Genomic DNA, 2,566 nt, shown 5'->3' on the forward strand with positions numbered 1-2,566 from the left:
GTCATATGGTACAGTATATTGGACTGCGTTTTTTACACCACTTAATCTTCTTATAGCATCTGAATGCCCTTGGCTTAAGCCTCTTCCGTAAAATACATAGTTTTCGCCATTAGGCAAAATAGCTTCAAATAGTCTATTTGCGTAATATTCTTGAGCCTCTGGAAATTTTGCATTATTTCTACTTGTTTTTGTTCATCGACTGCTTGGACTTGCACGTCAAAATTATTCTTAGTTAAATTCTTCAACTCTAAAAATTCAACAAAGTAATTATTTTTTTCCAAGATCTCCAAATATAACTGAAATACTCTTGAATCAGAAAAAAGATCGGGCTCTTCTTTGAGCAAAGCATATGCTTGATCAGCCTGATCTTCTTTCAAATATATTTCACACAGTCGGCAAACGATATCGGTTCTATGGTCTAATCTTAGCGCTTCTAGAAGGTATTGTTTTGCCTGAGGTATATCATTGTTTTCTTTAGCTTTATCAGCTAGTGATAATAAATTATCTTGACTAGTATTAGTCATTATTTTGAGCCTCTTTGTTTACTCGAATATTTTTATGTTCCAAAGAGCGTTTATGGGTACGTTGACCACGTTTAGGTTCACGATGTTGTACACTTTCACCATCTTTTTTAGCTTCATTTCTTTTAACCATAGCGCGATGACGATTTTGGTTAACTTCCATGACAACAGGTAGAACTACCGGCCGACGGCCAGTTTTCTTGTAAAGGAATTTTTCAACATCGTTTCTAACATCTTGTTTAAGTTCAGCCCAATCAAACTTCTTATGGGCAAAATTGTTCTCAATCGCAGTCTTCACTGCTTCTACGGCTCCATCCATCAAATCATGGTTAGCCTTAATGTAAACAAAGCCTCTAGTTGAAACAATTGGATTTGAAATAATCTTTTTCTTTTTACGATCAATAGTAACTGCAGCAATGAAAATACCATCATCAGATAATACTTCACGATCACGTAAAACAATATTACCCACGTCTCCTACTCCAGAGCCATCGATCATAGTATCTTCGCCTGGTACTGGATTAGTCAAATAAAAGCGGCCTTTATCAAGTTCTAAAGCATCCCCATTTTTAGTTAAATAAACATCTTTCGGATTCATACCTGCTTCCACAGCCAAATTCTTATGGATTTCTAGCAAACGATATTCACCAATGGCAGGAATTAAGAACTTAGGTTTCATAGTATCAATCAGCAATTGTAAATCTCTACCGGTAGCATGACCACTGGTATGTTTATCAATACCAAGTTGTTTCACAATGCCGCCAGCGCGATACACCATATCACTAGTTTGTGCAACCATTGTTTCTACAGAATGTGAAGGTGTAGTTGCAATAAAGACTAAATCGCCTTTTTTGATCTTTACCATTCTGTGGCGATTTGTTGCCATCTTTTGTAAGGACTTTAATGGTTCTCCCATTCGACCTGTTTCAAGAATAACTAATTCATTATCAGGAATCTTTTTTAGATCCTTTGAGTGAACTAATAAGTCTTTAGGTACATCTAAATAGCCCAATTTCATCGCTGTATAGACAATTTTTCCGACATCTCTACCAGTTAAATACACATGTCTTCCCGTTTTAGCAGCTGCATGAAAAATTTCTTGAACGCGAATAATATTTGACGCCTTTGAGGCTGCAATAATGCGCCCTTGATGATTTTTAAAAGTGTCTAAAATATAATTCTCAATTGAAGTTTGTTGATCATTTGGAAACACAGCTTCAGCATTAGTCGAATCGCTTAAAAGTGCCAAGACGCCTTTTTGAGAAATTTCTGATAATCTGACAAAATCGGTCTTATAGCCTGCTTTAGCCGACGGATCAAACTTAAAATCACCCGTGTAGACAATCTCGCCTTCTTTGGTTGAAACATCTATACCTAATGAGTCTGGCAATGAATGAGTTGTCTTAAAAAATGAAACACTTGCATTCTTAAAATCAATTTCAGTATCAGCATCAATAACGTGAAACAGATCATTCTTTCGTCTACGGTTATCACGTGAAACGGCAATCTTAGCTAATTCGATAGTCAATTTCGAGCCAAAAACAGGAATATCATAATCACGTAAAATATAAGGTAATGCCCCAATAGAATCAGCATGTCCATGCGTTAAAAAGATCCCTGCAACCTTATCACCGTAATCTCTGAAAAAATCAAGGTCAGGAATTACGACGTCGATACCTAATAAAGAACTATCTGGATATTTTAATCCAGCATCCAAAATAAAAATTTCATCATCTACTTGAACGGCATACATGTTCTTTCCATTTTCACGTACTCCACCCAAGATCATTATCTTAATCTTTTGTGACATATTTTTGCTTCTTTCTATTTATTAAATTTAATTAATTTTATGGATCTTGATGATCAAAACGAAGTTAATCTAATTAATTTTACCATATAATAGTGTGAATTTGAAAGAAACAAAAAAAGCTACCCTTCATGACGAAGAGTAGCTGAGGCTGATAAATTTTAAGATTAACGACGTAAACCCTGTCTCTTATACACATCTGACGCTGCCGACGAAGGCTTAGGTGTAGATCTCGGTG

The 2,566-nt window shown here is 35.6% G+C and carries 2 protein-coding genes and 1 pseudogene; all 3 read right to left on the reverse strand.

Translation table 11 applies throughout. From position 1 onward, the window contains the following. Positions 1 to 138: pseudogene (locus Q0Y70_RS09875) on the reverse strand (diaminopimelate dehydrogenase); the annotation flags it as partial. After that, the gene (locus tag Q0Y70_RS09880; protein ID WP_297820552.1) at positions 75 to 524 is read right to left on the reverse strand and encodes a hypothetical protein; all 450 of its coding nucleotides are present in this window, start codon (positions 522 to 524) and stop codon (positions 75 to 77) included. The gene Q0Y70_RS09880 and the pseudogene Q0Y70_RS09875, both read right to left, overlap by 64 nt. Further along, positions 517 to 2,331: a ribonuclease J gene (locus Q0Y70_RS09885; RefSeq protein ID WP_297820555.1), complete on the reverse strand. Its 1,815-nt coding sequence runs from the start codon at positions 2,329 to 2,331 to the stop codon at positions 517 to 519. The genes Q0Y70_RS09880 and Q0Y70_RS09885 overlap by 8 nt, the downstream gene beginning before the upstream one ends. Between the last annotated feature and the right edge of the window lie 235 nt (positions 2,332 to 2,566).

The sequence above is a fragment of the uncultured Lactobacillus sp. genome, assembly GCF_947367085.1.
GTDB lineage: Bacteria > Bacillota > Bacilli > Lactobacillales > Lactobacillaceae > Lactobacillus.

What these genes read in the sequence shown, in the direction of transcription:
- Q0Y70_RS09880 (WP_297820552.1), bottom strand. Translation starts at nt 524, where the DNA reads ATGACTAATACTAGTCAAGATAATTTATTATCACTAGCTGATAAAGCT.
- Q0Y70_RS09885 (WP_297820555.1), bottom strand. Translation starts at nt 2,331, where the DNA reads ATGTCACAAAAGATTAAGATAATGATCTTGGGTGGAGTACGTGAAAAT.